The following is a 20,121-nucleotide window of genomic DNA, read 5'->3' as shown; positions in this document are numbered from 1 at the left end:
AAATTGAGGAATTTGAGGAGAGATATTTATGACAAAGGTGATCGTATTAATCGTTGGTTTAGCAATTATAGGGTTTATTCTTTGGTGGTTCTTCGGCAATCATCAGGTAGCTCAAACAACGGCCAATGTAAAAGATAACAATCAAAGTGTCGATGTTGAGGTTAATGGTGGATATTCACCTGAAGTTATTACTTTGAAAAAAGGTGTTCCCGCCACAATCAATTTTACGAGAAAAGATGCTTCTAGTTGTTTAGATCGCGTCGTCTTCTCAGATTTTGGTATTAATCAAGAATTACCACAAAATAAACAACGAACAGTTGAAATTGATACTAGCAAGTCAGGTGAATTTAATTGGGCTTGTGGTATGGACATGTTTCACGGCAAAGTAATCATTAAATAAAGAGGAGAAATTATTATGGTTGAGAAGGTACAGAAGGTTAACGTTACAGTTGCAGGTGGATATGATCCCGCAGTTGTTAAATTGGAAAAAGGTATTCCCGCAGAACTTACTTTTACCAGAACTAATGCACAGGGATGTTTGGATGTTGTTCATTCTAAGACAATGAATTTTGAAAAACAGCTACCACTAAATGTTGCTCAAACTGTTTCAGTTTCAACTGATAAAATAGGAGAGTTCGAATTCAGTTGCGGTATGGATATGTTCTCTGGAAAGGTAGTGATTCAATAATGACAATTACAAAACGTTTTTGGATTGCTTTAATCTTTTCATTACCAATGTTAGTAGGAATGATTCTGATGCCCTTTGGTATTATGATTCCCGGTGGCGAATGGACTCAATTTATTTTAACAACTATCGTTATGGCCGTGGCCGCACGTCCATTTCTACAGAGTGCTTGGGCTTCATTTAAAAAACATCATTCCAACATGGATACTTTAGTAGCTATTGGTACTGCCACAGCCTATATCTACAGTATTTATGCTATGATTACTCATCAAAGTGTTTTCTTTGAAAGTGCCGCTTTCGTTGTTACTTTCGTTTTACTAGGACAAGTTTTTGAAGAAAGAATGCGTAATAACGCTTCAAATGCGATTGAAAAATTGGTTGATTTGCAAGCTAAAGAAGCCGAAGTTATGCGTGATGGCAAATTGGTCAAAATACCACTAGCCGAAGTCGTTCAAGGCGATTTAATTAAAGTTAAACCTGGTCAAAAAATTGCAGTCGATGGTGTCATTACTGAAGGTAGTTCAACAGTTGATGAATCAATGGTTACTGGTGAAAGTATGCCCGTAACTAAGAAGATTGGCGATAAAGTTATTGGTTCAACTATCAACAGCAATGGAACTTTTATGTTCAAAGCTGAAAAAGTTGGTAGTGACACAATGTTGTCACAAATTGTTGAACTAGTTAAGAAGGCTCAAAATAGTCATGCTCCTATTCAAAATTTAACTGATAAAGTTTCTGAGGTTTTTGTACCAGTTGTCTTGATCCTTTCAATTCTAACGTTCTTAGTTTGGTACGTTTTCTTGGGTGCTACAATTGCTCAAGCTCTGATTTTTGCAGTTTCCGTAGTCGTTATCGCTTGTCCATGTGCTTTGGGATTAGCAACACCAACTGCCCTAATGGTTGGAACTGGTCGTGGAGCTAAAATGGGTATTTTGATCAAGAATGGTGAAGTTCTTGAAGAAGTTAACGATGTTAAAACAGTTGTAATGGATAAGACTGGTACTATCACAAATGGTAAACCAGAAGTTACTGATATTGTTGGTGATTCACAACAAGTTTTGAAACTCGCCGCCGCTTTGGAAGAATCATCTGAACATCCTTTAGCTACAGCCATTCTGGATAAAGCTAAGGCGGATAATGTTCAAGCAGACAAGGCCGATTCTTTCCAAGCCATTGAAGGTAAGGGTGTTGAAGCTATCGTTAATGGTCAAAAAGCCTTTGTTGGAAATGACAAATTATTGAACGATGTTAAGATTTCCGCTGATTTAGAAAACAAAATGGTGCAATTACAAAACGAAGCCAAAACGGTAGTCTTTGTTGGTTTGAATCAAGAAGTTATCGGTATGATTGCTATTCAGGATGCTCCTAAGGCTACATCTAAAGAAGCTATCGCTACTTTGAAAGCTCGTGGATTAAGAACTGTTATGTTAACAGGTGATAATGAACGAGTTGCTCAAGCTATTGCTCAAGAAGTCGGAATTGACGAAGTTATCGCTGATGTTCTACCTGGTGATAAGGCTGATCATGTCGAAGAACTACAAAAGAACGGAAAAGTAGCGTTTGTTGGTGATGGTATTAATGATGCACCAGCTTTAACAATGGCTGACGTTGGTATCGCCATGGGTTCTGGAACTGATATAGCAATTGAATCCGGTGGAATTGTTCTAATGAAGAATGATTTGAGGGATGTTGCTAAAGCTCTTGAATTGAGTAAGAAGACCTTTAATCGTATCAAACTCAATTTGTTCTGGGCCTTTGTCTATAATGTTTTAGGAATCCCCGTTGCAGCTGGGTTATTCTTTGCTGTCGGATTGACATTGAGTCCTGAATTAGCCGGATTAGCTATGGCTTTTAGTTCCTTGTCAGTTGTAACTAGCTCTGTCTTGTTAAATAAGGCTAAGATTGATACTAAAGTTAAAACAGCATAAGATTTAAAATAAAAAAACGACGTCTATTAGATACGGTATACACTGTGCCGAATCCTGAATAGATGTCGCTTTTTAATTATATTTTTATTCTAGTTGCCTTCAACGCCGCCAAGTTTTTTATCGAAATCATCTTTAGGTTGCTCTTGATCAACCCAATGTAGATCGGCATGTAGGTCATATAAGAAATCTAAGAAGGCGGAATTAATACCAAGTGAATCTAATTCAGTCGCAGATAGTGTGTAACTGATGGAATCTTCTTGATTCAATTCAATTTTTTGAACCCAATTAGGTTCCCTGATTGATTCACGTCCGATAGCAGCAAAGTCAATGCCTGCATCCATAATTTTTTCTGCATCGTCAGGTTTTTCAATTGAGCCAACGGAAATTAGAGGCAGACGATTATTTACCGTTTGTTTGATTTTTAGAATAATTGGTTCTTTATCAGATTTGTCGTTCAGTGAAGTTCTCCAAGCGTATCCCATTGAAACATGAAGATAGTCTATTGGTTGATCGGCTAAAAGGTCAATGAATTTCAAAGTATCGTCTAAACGAATACCTGGTTCTTCAATTTCCTCAGGAGAAATCCGATATCCAATGATAAATTTGTCATCAGCGTATTTTGAAACAGCTTCATTGACACTCTTGATGATTTCTAAAGCAAAGCGAGTTCTGTTTTCAAAGTTGCCACCCCATTTGTCTGTGCGACGGTTAGAATGGGGTGAGAAGAATTGTTGCATCAAATAAGTATTTGCACCATGTAATTCAATTCCATCAAAACCAGCTTGAATGGCACGACGAGTAGCTTCGCCAAAATCTTTAATGATTTGTTCGATTTCTGATTCTTTTAGTTCACGAGGCGTTTCAGCGTTAGGGCGTAAAGCAGCCACAGCACTAGCTGAAACAGGTTGAACCCCACGTAAAATCTTAGAGTTAGACATTCTACCAGCATGAAAAATTTGAAGAATTGCCTTAGTTCCATTTTGCTTCATAGTATGAGCCAATTTGGTTAGACCGGGCATGAATTTATCACTGGCAACAGAAGGTTCACCCTCAAAACCTTTACCATCGTCTGAAACGTTCATGGTTGGAGCGATAAACATGCCGGCACCACCAGTATGAATATCGAAGTAATGTAACTCGTCACGAGAAATAGCACCATTTTCTAAAGCAGCAGCTTCAGTCATTGGTGGAATCACGATACGATTTTTCACTGTAACGCCGTTTTTAAATGTATAAGGCTTCAAAAATTTATATTTTGTTGTCATAAGTAGGACCTCACTTTTATAAGTTTTAACAAAATCATTTTAAAGTCTTATGTGCTAGAATCATAGTACGCACTTTTTAGTAACTACAAATAAATTCGAATGAGGAGTTTGGAAATGGCGGAGAAAAATTATCATATGAGTCTTGACCTTACAATGTCAATTATCAATGGAAAATGGAAATCCTTAATTCTCTGCAAATTAGGTATGAAATCGCGTCGTAATGGAGAATTATTGCGAAAAATTCCTGATATTAGTCAGAAAGTTTTAACACAACAGTTAAATGAGTTGATAGATGATGGGGTAGTGAGACGCGTTAGATTTCCAGGCTTGCCTTTACATGTTGAATATTCTTTAACGGATGAGGGTAAATCTTTGCGAAAGGTTTTGATTGATATGTCAATTTGGGGAGAAAAGCATGCCGCCAAATTACAGGAGAGTGGTCAAACGGTATCTTTTGTGTCTGATAACTTCAATGGGTACATTAAAATGAATCAAAATAAGAAGGATGTTAATCAACAATTAGTTGAATAACATCCTTTTTTTAACTCTTAAATATTATTGATTGAAAGTTGTTTACTCTGTGATTTGACAAAATTAACAAAACTAGCGATGGCTGGTTGGTTCTCAGTTCTTTTTAGGGTTGCCATATAAAGGATTCGTTGTTTATTAGGAAATGAAATTGGAATTATCTTAACCGGCATAGTTTGCATGATCGACATATTAGGGACGATGGCGATACCGAATCCATTGGCAACTAAACCAGCAATTGCCTGATCCTCTTCAACAGAGTAGGCAACAATCGGATGCCCCCCGACTTCATTGAACAACTTATTCATAATGGAATACAAACCACTGCTTTCTGAAAAGGTGACCTGAGGATAGTTTAAGGTCTCTGACAGATTTACGCTGGAATGATTGGCTAAAGCATGATCAATTGGTGTGATACAAACCATCGTTTGTTCAGCCACAGGGAAGAAATTCAGATCAGGATAGTTGTCCAATCGAGAGCAAAAAGCTACATCGTACTTTCTGGAACGTAAACCATTGAGAATATCTGGCGAGAGTCCTGTGTCAGTATTGAATTGAAAATCAACCGTTGGATTTTCAGTAGATTTCAGAAAACGTTGAGCCATGTCAGGTAACCATTTAATGCTCAAAGTACGCAAGGATGCTAAATGGATAATCGTTTTTTCTTCATTAAGACTTTTAGCCTCGGCAATGCTTTTATCCAGTGAAATCAGTGATGTAGAAACACTGTTAGCAAACAATCTTCCTTCCGAGGTAAGGGTAACACGGCGACCTTCCCGTTGAAATAAAGTTAAATCGAGTTCTTTTTCTAAGGAATGCATCGCTTTAGTTAAACTTGGTTGTGTAATATGTAACGTTTTTGCCGTCTGAGTGTAATTCTCAGTTCTAGATAAAGCTACAAAATAACGTAGATGATCTAAATTCATAACAAAATATCCCCTTAAAAAATTAGATTTGTTCACCGTTGAAACCGTTTTATATAGCCAATATAGCAGAATCAATAACTTTTGGCTATAGATGACTGCGATAAAGAGTAATTGGACGATTATTCAGAAAACGATTACATTGAACTCGTAAACAAATATGTGAATTAAAGAACATGCATGCTAAATCCACAAACTTTTGGAGGAGTTAATTATGACAAAGACACATCCCATTACAGTTAGTTCTTGGACGTTAGGTGATAAATGCAGTTTTGAAGATCGTTGTAAAGCCGCTAGTGAAGCAGGTTACGATGGAATTGGACTACGTGCCGAAACTTATGTTGATGCCTTAAATGAAGGTTTAACAGATAAAGATATTCTCGATATTCTTGCTAAATACAATATTAGATGTACTGAAGTTGAATACATCGTTCAATGGTGTGAAGAGCCAAGAACTTATGAACAAAAGTATAAGGAACAAATGTGTTTCCATATGTGTGAATTATTCGGTGTAAAACATATTAATACCGGATTGATGGAAGACTATCCAATTGATTACACAGCTAAGAAACTTCAAGAATTAGCAGCTAGAGCGGGCAAGTGGATCATTGCACTAGAACCAATGCCATACAGTGGTTTGCCAAACTTGGATAAAACGTGGAAAATCATGCAAAAAGCTAATTGCGACAATGTTTATATGCTTTTGGATATGTGGCACTGGGTTAGAGCTGATCAACCATATAACATGTTGACAAAGGAGCAAGCTAAACGTGTTATTTCTATTCAATTGATGACGCTTATACAAGACCATACGCTAAATCAATTTTGCGTGATGAATCAATGCATGACCGTCTAGCTCCCGGTACTGGAGATTTGGATACAGCAGGATTCGTTAAGATGATCAAAGATGCTGGAGTTGATCCAAAGGTTATCGGTGTAGAAGTGATTTCTGATGCATACATGGCTAAAGGAATTGATTACGTAGCTGATTACACATATAAAAACACCATTAAGGTTATGGAAGAAGCATGGCCTGAAATTTTGAAAGAAACAGTTACAGCATAATTAGCAATTGGGGGGTACAAAAATATGAGTGATACATGGTTAGGATTAGAAGGAAAAGTCGTTGTTATTACTGGAGCCGTTGGTGGAATGGGAACCAAGTTTTCCAATGATTTTGCCCAACAAGGTGCCAACATTGTTTTGGTCGACTTATTAAAAGGTAAAACAGAAGCTTTAGCTAAAGAAATTTCTGACAAATATGATGTTAAAACTTTAGCAATTCAATGTAATACCACTGATGAAACGGAAGTTGATGCAGCTGTCAAAGAAGTTGTTGATAAATTTGGAAAAGTTGATGTCTTGGTTAATACTGCTGCTATTTTGAGATTCTCACCATTAGAAGATCTACGTTTAGACGAGTGGCAACAAGCTTTGAACGTTAACATTACAGGTTACTTTTTAATGTCGCAAAGATTTGGAAAAGTTATGATCAAGCAAGGACACGGTACTTTAGTTCACATCTCAACCGCTGCTTCACTATCACCAGAAACATATAGTGGTGCCTATAGTACAACCAAAGCTGCTGTTAATATGATGTCCAAACAAATGGCTGCTGAATGGGGACAATTTGGATTACGCAGTAATTGCGTTCTCCCATGTTTAGTTAAGACACCATTATCAGAAAACTTTTACAGTGATCCTAAAGTTGAAGATGGTAGAAAACGTTTAGTTGCCAGCAAACGAATCGGTAACTTGACCGATATTTCTAATACTGTTCTATTCATGGCCAGTGATCGCTCGGATTATACAAATGGTAGTGAAGTTATGGTCGATGGTGGAATTCATATGATGATCTCAGATATGATTCCAAAACCAGGTGGCCGTCGTCAATATGCTATTGATCATCACCAACCAGCTAAAAAATAAATTTAATTAAGAGACTGAGACGAAAGTCTCAGTTCTTTTTATAAGGAGTGCTTATCATGGAAAAACGTATTTCGGGAACAACAGGTTTATTTACATTATTAGGTTCACCTGTAGGACATTCGGGATCGCCAGCAATGTATAATTTCAGTTTTCAGAAACAAGGGCTGGATTATGCTTACTTAGCTTTTGATGTTAAAAAGGAACAAATGCCTCAAGCAATCGATGCACTCAGGCTATTTAAGGTTCGTGGTAGTAACGTTACGATGCCATGCAAGAGTATTGCTGCAACTTTAGTTGATGATCTTTCTCCAGCAGCTAAAATTATTGGAGCTATCAATGTAATCGTGAATGATAATGGCAAATTAACAGGTCACATTACTGATGGAATTGGGTTTGTCCGTAATCTGAAGGAAACTGGAGTTGATATTAAAGGTAAGAAACTAGTTGTATTAGGTGCTGGTGGTGCCGCAACTGCTTTGCAAGTTCAATGTGCTTTAGATGGCGCTAAGGAAATTTCTATTTTCAATCAAGATGATGAATTTTATCAAAATGCTGAAAAGACTAAAGAAAAGATTGGACAAGCTAAACCAGAAGTAAAGGTTAATGTTTATCCACTTGCTGACCAGGCTAAATTGAAAGCAGAAATTGCTCAAGCCGATATTTTAGTTAACGCAACTATCGTAGGAATGAAGCCATTGGATGGGCAATCATTAGTTGATAAAAGTTATTTACGCTCTGATTTAGTCGTTGCCGATACGGTTTACAACCCTCTTAAGACAAAGTTAATTGAGGACGCTGAAACTTTGGGATGTACAATTGCTCCTGGTAAAGGAATGCTGTTATGGCAAGGTGCTGCAGCTTACAGCTTGTTTACGGGTAAGGAAATGCCAACTGCAGAATATCAAGCTTACGAGCAACAACAAGCTAAAGAAACAGTCAAAGAAGGCTAAATTATGGAAGCAAGAATTGATGGTCATACGACAATGTTAGCTTTATTCGGTTCACCAGTAGGACATTCAGGCTCACCAGCGATGTACAATTATAGCTTTGAACAAGTCGGAATCAATTATGCCTACTTAGCTTTTGATATTAAAGAGAATGAAATGGCTTCAGCTTTGCAAAAAATGCGTATTTTTAATATGCGTGGTGCCAATGTTACGATGCCTTGTAAAAAGATTGCCAGTGAATTAGTCGATAAACTATCGCCAGCTGCTCAATTAATTGGAGCTGTTAATACGATTGTAAATGATGATGGTATTTTGACAGGTCATAATACTGATGGGGCTGGATATGTGGCAAACCTTCGCCAGCACAACGTTGAACCGGAAGGAAAGATTTTGACTCTATTGGGCGCTGGTGGTGCTAGTACCGCAATAGCTGTTCAAATGGCATTGGATGGTGTTAAAGAAATTCATATCTTCAATCCAAAGGATACCTTCTATCATAATGCTGAAGTCATTGCCGAAAAAATTATGAAAAAAGTACCTGATTGCAAAGTTACGGTCGACGATATTAATGATCAGATAGCTTTGAATTCAGCAATTGAAAATAGCGATATTTTGGCAAATGCTACTAAAGCAGGTATGGCACCAAATGTTGAACAGACTAATATCAAAGATACTTCTGTTTTCCGTCCAGGATTAGTTGTCACCGATACAGTCTATAGTCCCGCTGTAACTAAAATGTTGCAGGATGCTAAAGACCATGGCAGCCAAATTATTGGTGGAAAAGGTATGTTAGTTCAACAAGGTGCTGCTGCTTTCAAACTTTACACTGGTGAAGATATGCCGGTAGATGATGTTAAGAAATTGTTCTTCTAAATCAATGGAGGATAGTAAAATGGTGAATAGTCAGAAAAAGTACTACCCAACTGCTTTTGCTCTATATTTTGCTTATTTTATTTTAGGAATTGCATTATCGATCATGGGACAATACAAAGCTGAATTTGCGAAGGCTTGGGGAGCTTCAACACTCTCTAATGGAGCAATAGATGTTTCGATGGTTGTCTCAGTAATTGCCGCATATGGTTTAGGTAGATTGTTAGCTTATCCATTTGCCGGTCCCATTTCAGATAAAGTGGGACGCAGAGTTAGTGGCTTAATTGGTATTTTCTTATATGTAGTGTTTTTCTTTGGTGTGATTTCAGTACATCAGTTATGGATTGCCTATGCTATGGGAATCATTAATGGCGCCGCTAATTCCTTCTTGGATACGTGTATTTCTCCAAGTGTCATGGAAATTTTTCCTAAGTCAGCTTCAATCGCTAATCTTTTTACAAAATTCTCAATTACAGTAGCTCAATTCCTCTTACCTTTCGTAATTGGATTAGTAGCCAGTGCCCATTTATCTTATAAAATTATTTTCATTGGTTGTGGTATTTTGATGTTAGCAGATGCTTTCTTAGTAATGTTTTTACCATTTCCACAGCAAGAAAAAGTTACTACAGGTAAAAATAAAATTACGGTAAAACATCATTTTTCAGCTGCTGCGATTGCTTCTATTTTAATTGGCTTTACAAGTTCAACAACTTTTATGATTTGGTTAAATTGTAACCAAGAATTAGGTGCAAGTTATGGCGTTAAGAATCCAAGTCTTCTACAATCTTTCTACGCTGTAGGTGCTACAGTAGCAGTTTTACTGACAGCTCGCTTAATCCATTTGGGATTGAAAGAAACAACTGTATTAGTTATTTATCCAAGCATTTCCGTTATTATGTTATTGCTTTGTTACTTCATTACTAGTCCTGTTATTCTTTATATAGGAAGTTTCGTAATCGGTTATGCTGCTGCCGGAGGTGTTTTGCAATTGGCAACTTCAACAACCATCAGTTTCTTCCCCGAAAGCAAAGGATTAGCTACGTCATTGGTTATGATAGCTTCCAGCACTGCCAATTATGCCGTTTTATCAATTGCTGCTTATTTGACAAAGATGACCGGTGCCGATGCTCCAAGAATGATAATTCTTTTAAATGTGGTTATCACGATTATTGGGATTGGTCTGGCTTTGATTGTTAAACGCCATGAACGAGTGAAAACTGATGCACCAGCAGTTAACTTGGAAAATTAAATGTGAAAAATAAAAAATGTCCATATCGACCAATATATCTGGTTGATATGAACATTTTTTGATTTAAGCGAATTACTTACGATTTTTAAAAATAAAAAATTTGGAAAGAATGTAGTTACCGACGATAGCCAATATTTGACCAACTACTTTAGTACCGGCACCATTGGCACTCATCAATGAAATACCAACCCAAAGAGTGGCACTTTCAATTAAGAAAGTTAAAATACGTGTACCATAGAAAGCCAACATTTCCTTGAAGGCGGTGCTTGATTTGTGACGGAAAACAATAACTCGATCAACCCAGAAACCAACCTGAACACCCAAGAACCAGGCAACAATGTTAGCAACTTGATAATTAGCTTTGAGCACTCGATAAAGGATAAAGAAAGTACCAAAGTTAACTACAACAGAAAGTAGTCCCCAAAGTAGGTAACGAACTGCTTGTTTACCATTGCTTTCAGATTCGGCATAATCCTCAGTTGAAAATACAGGACCAGCATCATTAATACCCTCAGAAACATCGTCGACAATTTTCGTTAGTGAATTTTCTTCTTCTAAATCAGTTTTTTTGTTCATATGTGTATCAACTTCCCCTAGAAATTGTGAATATAGTTCTATCTTAAACCTTTTTTAGTGTAGAGAAACAAATATTAAAAGTTTTAAAAAATTAAATATAATTTAAATTATTTTATCAAAAGATTGCAATAGTAGGATTAAATATCATGGTGTTTTAAGATTAAAACAAGGAGGATTTTCAAACACAAGATATAGTATTTGATGAGTGACCAAACACCATATGTTCCATGTGAAACATTTTAATTCACTTTAAGGTTATTTGATAGAAACGGCCAATCTTAGAAATGGAAATGCTTACACGACATTAGATAATTTACATGCCACATCGCAGTCACAGCCAGGCGGAGGTCTATTTGGTATTAATGAAGATATGGTCGGCATTAAGAAGTTGTTAAATAAATAAATCCCGTCTCTTAATTGAGATGGGATTTATTTGAGTGATGGCCAGCTGTGACCGCCAGTTTATCATAATTTTTTTGAAGATAATTATAGATCTGGGTACGATCCGTTAAGTTCATTTCGGCAATTTTGAAAGGGTCCTCTAAAGGAAAATCATGATCCTTTAATAACTTGACGTAATCAAAATAATGCTGCAATGAGTTATCAACCATACCTAATTTAATAGACTCTTTTGTTTCTATATAAATTAAGAGGTAGTACATATTAGTTGGAACGGAACTGACAGAACCTAAAAGACGGAGAATGCCAAACTGGATAAATTTAATTTCATTAAAGGGAATATCCAGAACGGTTTTTTCTACATCGCAGATGTGAATGTCATTATCAATGTGAACATTCAATTTGTAGGTCATGCCAACAATCTCATTGGAGTACTTATAGATGGTATCACGTAAGGGTTGGCTGTTGTTGAGTCTAACTTTGAATATTTTATTTTTGACGTTAAGGTCATCTTTGTAAAAATTATCAGAAGCTAAAATTTTTGAATCGACTGTATGCATGAATAACACCTCTTTAGATTCAAATTTGTGAACGCTTTCGTTATACTACTAATAATTATAAACGTATCATTTTGTAAATTGGTAAATAAACGATATAGTAATAAATCGATAGAGATTGCGTCTAAAGGCTATTCTGAATAGGGATGTGCTATATTTAATTTGATTAATTGGAAACATTAAGGGGAAGATTTTATGAGTTTAATGGTTTCGACATTTATTTTGATATTGGCATCGGTTGTTAGTATCTTTTTGGCTCAAGTTTTTTCGAAAATATCAGTCAATTATATCAGTATGATCATTGGTGCCCTGATTTTCTTTATTCCTATCATGGGTAAGAACGTGATGACCTTTAATTCCGATATTTTTATTGGCTTGATTGTTGCACCATTGCTATTCTTTGAGGGTCAGGCAACACGATTGAATGCAGTTGGGAAAGAATTGAAACACATTATTCAGACGACTGTCTTTTTAGTTGTTATTTGTATGATATTAGCCGGTTTCGGTGTTTGGGAAATTGCCGGAATCAGTTTGCCACTAGCTTTCATTTTGGCAGCTATTAGTACACCGACTGATGCTACGGCAATGGAGTCGGTCACTAATGGATTGAAGATGCCTAAAAATGAAGGTACTTTTTTAAAAATGGAATCGTTATTCAATGATGCTTCCGGAATTATCCTACTTAATATGGCAATTCTTTGGTACATCAACGGATACATTAATTACGGAGAAACCTTGGGTGACTTTTTCATTTCAGCTGGAGGTGGTGTTCTGTTTGGCTTTGCGGCAGCTTGGGTCATGGTTCTGTTCCGACAGATACTTTTGAGAAGCTCGTATAATTCCCTAAATGCGCAGAGTTTAATTTACATTCTGACACCATTTGTTTTGTATTATGCAGCTGAAGAAATTCACGTTTCTGGAATCATTGCCGTAGTTTGTGCCGGCTTAGTCCATAACGCCGAAGCACAGCGTAGCCGTTTGATTAACGCACCCCAAGTTCATTTAGGATTTGATTTAGTTTCAATGATTACTGAAATTTTTAATAGTACAGTTTTCGTAATTTTAGGATATATGTTTACGAAGATTATTTCCGATGAAAAATTTACAGATGCCTCGTTGACCTGGATCATGATTGGTATAACGCTTTATTTGGTCAATGTTTTGGCGAGATATCTCTATGGTCGTTTACGATTAGATTTTAACAATAAGTCGTCTTGGATCTTTGCCTTAGGTGGTGTTCACGGGGCTGTTACACTAGCTTTGGCCTACACATTAGCTGAATATCACGTAACCAATGCTGATTTCAATTTAGTTTTAATGTCGGAAAGCGTTCTTATCATCTTGAGTTTGATAGTACCAACGATTGCCTTTCGCTTCCTATTGAAGAAAGACGTAACAGATGATGATGCAGAAAAAGAAATCGACAAAGTTAGAGTAGAGATGGTTCACCGGGCAATTGATTCGGTTAATAAAATGTATCTACCCGATAATGTTAAAAAATCGGTTATCTTTGACTTGATGGCACAAAAACAGCGTACGAGAACCAGAGACTTTATCAAAGCCTGGGTTGAGGTCGTACGCCATCCAGAGTTTACAGGGGCAGAAAAAGAGTTGGAAATGCGTGCCTTTATGAATGCCTTTGTTCAAGAACGAGAGTATTTAGATATGATTTCACAAAGTGAAGTAAAGTACCAGAACTATGTTTTTGAACTTTACAATGAGATTCTTTTAGCAGAAACTTTGGTAATCGGGCCCACTGTTTCGGAAGATGAAGAAGAAACAGATTAAGTTGGTTCCTTTTCGTTAACGATAAATGTAAACTTATAAAGCAAGAATTTAAGACCGGGAGGGATTTATCATAGATAAAAAAACCTTGAGACAACAACAAATTCAAAAATTGAAAACCAATCAGGCTAAGACTAAAGTTGAAGCTGCCAAGTTATTGCAGAAATTGATGGCAACAACTGAATGGCAAAATGCTAAAAGTATTGCGACAACTGTCAGCAGTCCAATTGAAGTACCAACACCAATTATTGTGGAAGCAGCCCGTAAAGAAGGTAAAAAAGTTTATTTACCTAAGACAATGCCACATCGCCAAATGGTCTTTTTACCATTTAACAGTCGTGAAGATTTGATTACTAGTAAGTTTGGAATTCCTGAACCGGCATATGATGAAACGTTGGTTAATCAGGAACCAGATTTAGTGATTGTTCCCGGATTAGCTTTTGCAGAAGATTCAAATTATCGAGTAGGTTTCGGTGGCGGTTATTATGACCGTTTCTTGGCTCAATATTCTGGTTCTACAGTAGCCTTAGTACCTTCAGCAATGCGTTTTGCTACAGCTGATTGGGAAATTGAAGACTATGATGTTAAGATTCAAAAATTAATTTTGGTAGATTAAATTTTAAAAGAGTTCACTATGTATGATTCTATAGTGAACTCTTTTTTAGGAGAATTTTGGATTGAATTTTTGAAAGAGATTCTCCTTTTTAGTTAAGGCGAGAAGAACTCTTTGTTGATCATATACGTCGACACCTTGATAAGTGAATACTCTAATCAAAGTTAGAAGATTTTTTTCGAGAGATACATTGAGATTTATGGATAATTCTTGATTATTTTTCAGGGTACAAATTAATTGAAGAATATCTGGATTGATGTCGAATGGACCAGTACGGGGTCTTGTACGATAAATAACGTTAATATGATCGATATCTTGATATGAAATTGTTCGTTGAGTGAGGGGAATTATGTGGAGCAGTTGAGTAAGTTTAGTAGTGCTGGAAGAACTGAATGCATTTATTTTGAGACCATCCCTATTAATTAACCAATAATCGTTAAAACAACTAGGCAATGTTACGAATAGGCCGATTAATAGTACTAATAAAAATACCCAGAAAGGTTGATAGCCAAAGCCCGTGAATAGAAGACTAACAAAAATAATGAAGATAATAGAAAATATTACTCGTCTTAATTTGATTGGTTGACCGAATTGAAAATCGTCGGCTACTACTGGTGGGGTCAAATTGACCTTTTGTTTAGAAAATTGGATAATTTTTTGAGCCAAGGATTCATTAGGGTAAAATTGCTTGTTCTCAATTAATTCAACTTTAGCGATAGAAATACCTAGTCGATTGGATAATTCTTGATTGGAAAAACCAGATGTCTTTAAAATTTCACTGTAATCTATTAACATAATGAATCCCTCCAGACTAATCGAAATGTTTATATCTGTAAGCATAAATTAGAACAATAGAAAAAATAATTAACCAGACTATCAAAACACCAACGTCAAATAAATTCCAAGTGAATCTATGCTTGAGTAAACTCTGATTAATAAATTTGGCGATTACTCCTGAGTATAGAAAATCGGATATAGTGGAGATAGTCTTGTTAAAACCTTTAAACATAGGAATAAAAGTGAAAATAACGGTTGGTAATAAACTTAAAACACCAGCACTGGTTTGATTGTGAGAAAAAATTCCAACTGTGAAACCTACTAAGATACTGATGATAGTACAGATAATAGTGATAACTAAATAATTAATGATAGATACTTGTTGCCAAGAAGTACCGCTTAAAGGCACGAGAATAATACTTACTAAGGTAAGAATTAAAAGTGAAGGCAGCAAACTACCAATGAAATATTCAGTAGCATTGACCGATGAAGTCATCAAGACCCTTAGAGTGTGATGTTCTTTTTCTTCAGCAATTGGATAAGAACCAAACATGATTCCACCCATTGTTATGTTTAGGATGATCCCCATATTTAAAGTTAGAGCTCTGAGGGAGGGTAAATTAGATGGAAAAAAATTTTTAAAAGCGATAACGTATCCGATTGCCATCAGTGGCGCCATGAGTAATGAGAGGTTCTTTAAAATTAGGTGTAATCTCAAGATAAAAATTGCGCTTATTTTTCGCATTGATATATTCATTTTAGTTTTCTCCCCGTCACTTCTAAAAAGACATCTTCTAAAGTTGGTTCACAGGAATGAATAGTTTGTAGTTCACTATTTTCCATCCACCAATTGATTTTTTGTCGTGTCTCTTCAGAATCGGTTAATTTCAGTGCAGTATTATCTTTTAAAAGAATTTTGTATTGGATTTTCTTGTTGTACTTCAAACTTAAAGCTTGTGGAGAACCTATTTCAGCAATTTTTCCATTGTTTAGAAGTGCCACCCGATCACAAAGTTTAGCGGCCTCATTCATATTGTGCGTAGTTAGAAAAACGGTAGTACCAAAATTTTTTAATTCTAAAATTAATTGATGAATTTTTTGAGTTGTGCCAGGGTCAATACCATTAGTCGGTTCGTCGAGAAAAAGTATTTGAGGGCGATTGAGGATGGCTCGTGCCAAAATTAATCTTTGTTTCATACCTTGTGAGAATTTTTTGACTAATTTTTTTCTATCATTATAGAGATTGACTCGTCTTAATAAAGAATCAATACTCGTTTTATCAACGTTAAAGATACGAGCAAGGGTCCTTAGATTCTCGTAAGCAGAGAGACTTTCATATAAACCACTATCATGCGTTACGACACCGATATGCTCATAAATGTCTTCTTTGAAGTAGTGGCTGTTGTTTCCTAAAACGGTAGCGGTGCCGGAGTTTGCGATGAGCTGTCCCGTGAGTATTTTGATAGTTGTTGTTTTACCAGCTCCAGAGGGACCTAAGAAACCAAAGATCTCACCGGAACGAATTGAAAAATCAAGATTCTTTAGAGCCGTTTGGTTGTCGAAGTTTTTATAAAGATGTTTAACTTCTATTATTGGTGCGATTGCCATGTTGTTTCCTCCCTTGTTTTTACAAACATAGAATACAAGGAAAGAACAAATAAGTTTTCAAAAATTAGCGAGTTGTGGAAGAGATAGGTTGAAATGTACCCACATTATTGAAGTAGATCCTTGAGTTGATCCAATTTGGCTCGAGATAAAGGAAGAGTTTCTTTACTATTTTTTAAAATTAAAGTGTAGCTATTTTTGGAATAACTGATCAATTCTGAAATGCGTTGTAAATTAACGAGATAGGAGCGGTGACATCTGAAAAAGCCGAAGTGAACAAGCTTCTTTTCGAGTTCTTCCATTGTTAAAGAGGAAGGAAAATACTCAGAATTGACGGAAAAATTGCTAACACCATTGATACTTTCGATGAAGTCGATTTCGTTAGGACTGAAGAAAATTGTTTTATCATCAAGATGGCTGGAGAGACGGAAGATGTTTTGTGGTTTAGTGGAATCTTTATCTAGTTCTAAATCGATTTTTTCTAATTGATGGTCGACACATTGATATATGGTAGAACTGAGTTGCAAGAGTTCTTCCATATATGATGAAATAACGACAACAGTTGATTTCTGGCGAACGACTTTTAAGGCCTTGAGATAAGATTTGATTCCTTCGTTTGATAAGTCTCTTAAGGGACTTTCAATAAAAACTAAATCTGGTTGTGAAAGAGCAATTCGAAAAAGGTGTAGTCTTTCAATCTGATCAGTAGTAAGAGTGTTGGTTTTCATTGCCAAATTGTCTCCTAGAGAGAACTGGGGTGCTAGCTTCCTTATGTCGACGTGTTGAGCAGCTATCTGATTAAAGAATTGGAGATAACTTTTAACAGTTATTTTTTGGTAAATACCATCGTTATGACGCTTGATTGAGGTGCTTTGAGCGTGATTGGTGATTGAACCACTGTTAGGCAGGGTATTTTGTTCTAATAAATCAAAAAAAGTGTTTATTTCAGTGTGTGACATCTTTAAACCAATGTTTTCTTGTGAATTGATTTTTAAAGAAAGATTGTTAAAGATACTTTGATTTTTGTTCTGTTTGGCAACATCTTTGAATTCAATTAAATTCATTTTCCACTCCACAATTGAGACTTTAATAGTAATTCAATTTTAGCAAAGACCATCTCTTTAGAATGCCATTTCAACTAAAAAGTCCCACAATTTCAAGATTAGTTGAAATAGTGGGATTAGTTTTAACTTTTTTATTGGAATTATTAAATTATATTTTGAAATTCAATTTCTTGTATTCAAAACATAGTGTATATATGATTTTTATTTATAGAATATTATGTCATTAAGACGTGTGGATAATTTAATTGTTTAAATAAATACAGGGGTGATGATAATTATTAATTGGCAAAATAAGTGGGCATATAATAAATATTGGGTAATGTCGAAATCTCAAAAAAAGTATGATGAAATTCGTTTGATGGCTAAAAATAATGAGTGGTCCAAAACTAAGGACATAGAATTTGAAAGAGTTATAAAGTCTTTAGAGAATGTTGAGCCTACAAAGAAAACATTAACCAATGTTTATCAACATATTTGGGGTTACTTTAAGAGAATATGTACTGATTCTGAAAAAGAAGAGTATGTTAAATTAATTGCGTCTTTAGAGCCTGAAAATGACCAAGTAGGGCTCTTCTTAAGAGACTTGACCTATAAGTATCAAATAAAGTATCTTATGCAATCAAGAATAGTAAAGGAATTGGGAAAAAATTAATATGAGATTATGGCATGAAGATTTAATTTCCAAATTACCTAGACAACAATTACTAGGTCAACATAGAGAAATTGCGGCTCTTAGAGGTAACGGCTGGGGTAAAAAGCACTCTACTGTGAACTATGTTTTTAAGCATTCTCCTTATAAGCTGTATCAATTTCACCTGTTAGTCATGAATGAGATGGTCAGTCGAGGATATAAGCCTAACGATAATTGGTTTGATCCAAAGTATAGAGGGATACATTGTGAACCATATAATGAATTAGAAAAAACGCCTAATACACGTCCGATATATCCTGAGCATAATGATGCATATTTAAGAGAGTGTATTGATAATTTGAAGGCAAAAGGAATTTTTATTCAGTAGCATTATCTTAAGATACTATAGGTATTTGTGCAGTTAATCTTAATGAAAAATGTTATTTTGGCACATCATAGAAGAAAGTGTTAGTATGAGTAACTGCTAGTTTTATTACTAACATTTTTTGTTTGAAAAAATTAAAAAAAGACACTAAAAAACCGATCATGATTTTCATCATAATCGGTTAAGCGATAATTGCTATGGGTGGTTGGGGGATCGAACCCCAGACCCACGGATTAAGAGTCCGTTGCTCTGCCAGCTGAGCTAACCACCCATGAATTTCAATTGATTGATAAGTTGTTTCCCTCTCAACCAACGAGATATATCTTACCATAAGCTCCAAATTTATAGCAAGTACTTTTTTAAAAAAAGTTCAAAAAATTTAAGGTAGCTTTATGGGTATTTTGTTTTAATGGTTAATAACTAGTATAATAATTGTGTCAAGGAGATATAAAATGGCTAAAAAAATTCTAGTAGTAGATGATGAAAAACCAATTTCCGATATTGTTAAATATAACTTGGAAAATGAAGGCTACGAAGTCATAACTGCTTTTGATGGACAAGAAGCCTTGGATAAAGTAGATGAGGATAATCCAGATTTGATTTTACTAGATCTAATGCTTCCAGTTATTGATGGTCTTGAAGTAGCTAGAACTATCAGAAAAACTAAAGATACTCCAATCATTATGTTAACAGCTAAGGATACTGAGATTGATAAAGTCATTGGCCTAGAACTTGGGGCTGATGATTATGTTACAAAACCATTCTCAAATAGAGAATTAGTTGCGCGTGTCAAAGCACGTCTTAGATCACAAAGTCATATGCAGAGTGATGATAAAAAGACAAGTGAAATTAAAATCGGTGATCTAACCATCCTTCCTGATGCATATACAGTAACTAAAAATGGAAAAGAAATTGAATTAACACACCGTGAGTTTGAATTACTACATTATTTAGCTCAACATATAGGACAAGTTATGAAGCGTGAACACTTACTTCAAACTGTTTGGGGATATGATTATTTCGGTGACGTTAGAACAGTTGATGTTACTGTAAGACGTTTACGTGAAAAAATTGAAAATAATCCTAGCCAACCAGAATGGTTAATGACCAGACGTGGAGTTGGATATTATTTGAGAGATCCTGATGGAGAATAGAGAGGGCGGAGCAAAGGCGGTCAGCCTCCGAGGATTTGCCTAAGTAGTGGAATCGCACGTGTACTTTACGTGCAATTCCACTACTGTAGCAAACCGGAAGAGGTTGCCTTTGCGGAGCCCGTTTGCAGCAACATAAGCAAATAAACCATCGCAGCTGCAAACAAACTAAACCAACCATCAAAAGAGACTGAAGAATTTCATCATTGAAAATAAAAATAAAATTAAAAAGCTGATTGGCATATAAAATGTCA

General features: G+C 35.7%; 22 protein-coding genes, 1 tRNA gene and 1 pseudogene. 15 read left to right on the top strand and 9 right to left on the bottom strand.

The features are described from left to right. Positions 1-28 precede the first annotated feature (28 nt). The 3 genes from LKACC16343_RS07230 to LKACC16343_RS07220 are packed head-to-tail and all read left to right on the top strand — an operon-like array spanning position 29 to position 2,613. Complete coding sequence (locus tag LKACC16343_RS07230; protein WP_056954884.1) at positions 29-400, top strand: cupredoxin domain-containing protein; 372 nt, start codon at positions 29-31, stop codon at positions 398-400. A 15-nt stretch (positions 401-415) separates the two neighbouring features. Next, on the top strand, positions 416-688 hold the full coding sequence (locus LKACC16343_RS07225; protein WP_056954882.1) for a cupredoxin domain-containing protein: 273 nt from the start codon (positions 416-418) through the stop codon (positions 686-688). Further along, entirely contained in the window at positions 688-2,613 is a 1,926-nt protein-coding gene (locus LKACC16343_RS07220; protein ID WP_056954880.1) for a copper-translocating P-type ATPase, read from the top strand. Before LKACC16343_RS07225 ends, LKACC16343_RS07220 begins: the two co-directional genes overlap by 1 nt. 89 nt (positions 2,614-2,702) lie before the next feature. Here the strand turns inward: LKACC16343_RS07220 and LKACC16343_RS07215 are convergent, their stop codons facing one another. Next, positions 2,703-3,878 (bottom strand): NADH-dependent flavin oxidoreductase, encoded by a 1,176-nt coding sequence (locus LKACC16343_RS07215; RefSeq protein WP_056954878.1) that lies wholly within the window; start codon positions 3,876-3,878, stop codon positions 2,703-2,705. 114 nt (positions 3,879-3,992) lie between these two features. On the opposite strand from LKACC16343_RS07215, the gene LKACC16343_RS07210 reads away from it, so the two are divergent. Next, a complete protein-coding gene (locus LKACC16343_RS07210) occupies positions 3,993-4,409 on the top strand; it encodes a winged helix-turn-helix transcriptional regulator (RefSeq protein WP_056954876.1) in 417 nt (138 codons plus the stop codon). A 17-nt stretch (positions 4,410-4,426) separates the two neighbouring features. On the opposite strand, the gene LKACC16343_RS07205 is transcribed toward LKACC16343_RS07210, so the two are convergent. Then, on the bottom strand, positions 4,427-5,332 hold the full coding sequence (locus LKACC16343_RS07205) for a LysR family transcriptional regulator (RefSeq protein WP_056954874.1): 906 nt from the start codon (positions 5,330-5,332) through the stop codon (positions 4,427-4,429). A 211-nt stretch (positions 5,333-5,543) separates the two neighbouring features. On the opposite strand from LKACC16343_RS07205, the pseudogene LKACC16343_RS07200 reads away from it, so the two are divergent. The 5 genes and pseudogenes from LKACC16343_RS07200 to LKACC16343_RS07180 all read left to right on the top strand — a co-directional run bounded on the left by LKACC16343_RS07200 (position 5,544) and on the right by LKACC16343_RS07180 (position 10,324). Further along, positions 5,544-6,394, top strand: a pseudogene (locus LKACC16343_RS07200) (sugar phosphate isomerase/epimerase family protein). Positions 6,395-6,418: 24 nt separating this feature from the next. After that, positions 6,419-7,258 (top strand): SDR family NAD(P)-dependent oxidoreductase, encoded by an 840-nt coding sequence (locus tag LKACC16343_RS07195; protein ID WP_056954872.1) that lies wholly within the window; start codon positions 6,419-6,421, stop codon positions 7,256-7,258. A gap of 56 nt (positions 7,259-7,314) precedes the next feature. Continuing rightward, complete coding sequence (locus LKACC16343_RS07190; protein WP_056954871.1) at positions 7,315-8,208, top strand: shikimate dehydrogenase; 894 nt, start codon at positions 7,315-7,317, stop codon at positions 8,206-8,208. Positions 8,209-8,211: 3 nt separating this feature from the next. After that, entirely contained in the window at positions 8,212-9,078 is an 867-nt protein-coding gene (aroE, locus tag LKACC16343_RS07185; RefSeq protein ID WP_056954869.1) for a shikimate dehydrogenase, read from the top strand. Positions 9,079-9,097: 19 nt separating this feature from the next. Next, entirely contained in the window at positions 9,098-10,324 is a 1,227-nt protein-coding gene (locus tag LKACC16343_RS07180) for an MFS transporter (RefSeq protein ID WP_056954867.1), read from the top strand. 72 nt (positions 10,325-10,396) lie between these two features. On the opposite strand, the gene LKACC16343_RS07175 is transcribed toward LKACC16343_RS07180, so the two are convergent. Beyond that, positions 10,397-10,900 carry a GtrA family protein gene (locus LKACC16343_RS07175; protein WP_056954865.1) on the bottom strand — a complete coding sequence of 168 codons (504 nt, stop codon included), beginning with the start codon at positions 10,898-10,900 and terminating at the stop codon, positions 10,397-10,399. Between the two features lie 259 nt (positions 10,901-11,159). Here LKACC16343_RS07175 and LKACC16343_RS14315 point away from each other — a divergent pair, with 259 nt between their 5' ends. Beyond that, positions 11,160-11,303, top strand: a complete 144-nt coding sequence (locus LKACC16343_RS14315; RefSeq protein ID WP_156638772.1) for a hypothetical protein — start codon at positions 11,160-11,162, stop codon at positions 11,301-11,303. Between the two features lie 10 nt (positions 11,304-11,313). Here LKACC16343_RS14315 and LKACC16343_RS07170 read toward each other — a convergent pair whose 3' ends face one another. Then, complete coding sequence (locus LKACC16343_RS07170; RefSeq protein WP_056954863.1) at positions 11,314-11,859, bottom strand: hypothetical protein; 546 nt, start codon at positions 11,857-11,859, stop codon at positions 11,314-11,316. 192 nt (positions 11,860-12,051) lie between these two features. Here LKACC16343_RS07170 and LKACC16343_RS07165 point away from each other — a divergent pair, with 192 nt between their 5' ends. Continuing rightward, positions 12,052-13,644: a cation:proton antiporter gene (locus LKACC16343_RS07165; protein ID WP_056954861.1), complete on the top strand. Its 1,593-nt coding sequence runs from the start codon at positions 12,052-12,054 to the stop codon at positions 13,642-13,644. A gap of 67 nt (positions 13,645-13,711) precedes the next feature. After that, positions 13,712-14,257 (top strand): 5-formyltetrahydrofolate cyclo-ligase, encoded by a 546-nt coding sequence (locus LKACC16343_RS07160; RefSeq protein WP_056954859.1) that lies wholly within the window; start codon positions 13,712-13,714, stop codon positions 14,255-14,257. Between the two features lie 45 nt (positions 14,258-14,302). Here the strand turns inward: LKACC16343_RS07160 and LKACC16343_RS07155 are convergent, their stop codons facing one another. The 4 genes from LKACC16343_RS07155 to LKACC16343_RS07140 all read right to left on the bottom strand — a co-directional run bounded on the left by LKACC16343_RS07155 (position 14,303) and on the right by LKACC16343_RS07140 (position 17,700). Next, positions 14,303-15,049 (bottom strand): helix-turn-helix domain-containing protein, encoded by a 747-nt coding sequence (locus tag LKACC16343_RS07155; protein WP_056954857.1) that lies wholly within the window; start codon positions 15,047-15,049, stop codon positions 14,303-14,305. 16 nt (positions 15,050-15,065) lie between these two features. Further along, positions 15,066-15,584, bottom strand: coding sequence for an ABC transporter permease (locus LKACC16343_RS07150; RefSeq protein ID WP_220096145.1), 519 nt, complete (start codon positions 15,582-15,584; stop codon positions 15,066-15,068). Positions 15,585-15,784: 200 nt separating this feature from the next. Further along, positions 15,785-16,639 carry an ABC transporter ATP-binding protein gene (locus tag LKACC16343_RS07145; protein ID WP_056954853.1) on the bottom strand — a complete coding sequence of 285 codons (855 nt, stop codon included), beginning with the start codon at positions 16,637-16,639 and terminating at the stop codon, positions 15,785-15,787. A 104-nt stretch (positions 16,640-16,743) separates the two neighbouring features. Further along, complete coding sequence (locus tag LKACC16343_RS07140; protein ID WP_056954850.1) at positions 16,744-17,700, bottom strand: LytTR family transcriptional regulator DNA-binding domain-containing protein; 957 nt, start codon at positions 17,698-17,700, stop codon at positions 16,744-16,746. Positions 17,701-17,968: 268 nt separating this feature from the next. Here LKACC16343_RS07140 and LKACC16343_RS07135 point away from each other — a divergent pair, with 268 nt between their 5' ends. Together LKACC16343_RS07135 and LKACC16343_RS07130 are read left to right on the top strand one after the other, a co-directional pair. Then, positions 17,969-18,352 (top strand): YbgA family protein, encoded by a 384-nt coding sequence (locus LKACC16343_RS07135; RefSeq protein ID WP_234032529.1) that lies wholly within the window; start codon positions 17,969-17,971, stop codon positions 18,350-18,352. Between the two features lies 1 nt (position 18,353). Continuing rightward, entirely contained in the window at positions 18,354-18,719 is a 366-nt protein-coding gene (locus LKACC16343_RS07130; RefSeq protein WP_056954848.1) for a TIGR02328 family protein, read from the top strand. 195 nt (positions 18,720-18,914) lie between these two features. Here LKACC16343_RS07130 and LKACC16343_RS07125 read toward each other — a convergent pair. After that, positions 18,915-18,987, bottom strand: a tRNA-Lys gene (locus tag LKACC16343_RS07125). A gap of 181 nt (positions 18,988-19,168) precedes the next feature. On the opposite strand from LKACC16343_RS07125, the gene yycF reads away from it, so the two are divergent. Then, positions 19,169-19,870 (top strand): response regulator YycF, encoded by a 702-nt coding sequence (yycF, locus tag LKACC16343_RS07120; protein ID WP_054642603.1) that lies wholly within the window; start codon positions 19,169-19,171, stop codon positions 19,868-19,870. Positions 19,871-20,121: the final 251 nt, after the last annotated feature.

It is taken from the genome of Companilactobacillus bobalius (assembly GCF_002179915.1).
Classification (GTDB): Bacteria; Bacillota; Bacilli; order Lactobacillales; family Lactobacillaceae; genus Companilactobacillus; species Companilactobacillus bobalius.
This window is presented reverse-complemented; position numbering and strand designations above follow the sequence as displayed.